Origin of the sequence: Aurantibacter aestuarii, from assembly GCF_003008425.1 — a bacterium.
Taxonomy (GTDB): domain Bacteria; phylum Bacteroidota; class Bacteroidia; order Flavobacteriales; family Flavobacteriaceae; genus Aurantibacter; species Aurantibacter aestuarii.
The window spans coordinates 1-348 of sequence record NZ_PXOQ01000001.1 but is presented as its reverse complement, the minus strand read 5'-3'; the positions used below and the strand labels follow the sequence as shown (position 1 = coordinate 348).

Below are 348 nucleotides of genomic sequence, written 5' to 3'. Positions count from 1 at the left end.
TCTAAAATCGAATCCTGTCGATCATTTAAGGTGGTTAAAATGAGCTTCTCTCGCTACAAAATAAACCCATTTTTAGAAGATATGATTGTTCCAGTCAAGGGGAAGCAAGTTAGACTTTCGCGTCTTGGTCGTGATGAAAACATCCTAGTAAACCAATCAACGGGGGAGATCCAAGGCACTCATGTAGCGACTTTCAAGCGAGTTGATGGTGAACAGTTTGTGAAACTCTTCACAGCAAATATCGGTTTGACCTTTGAGCTATCATCTGCGGGGATTAAAGCGTTTGGAGTTTTGCTTTGGGCTGTTCAGAACAAGGCGCTTTCAAAAGACGAAGTTGATTTGGATAGT

General features: G+C 41.7%; 1 protein-coding gene. It reads left to right on the top strand.

Annotated elements, in window-relative coordinates:
• Positions 1-39 precede the first annotated feature (39 nt).
• On the top strand, positions 40-348 hold a 309-nt coding region (locus C7H52_RS00005; protein ID WP_449500855.1), incomplete at its 3' end, for a hypothetical protein.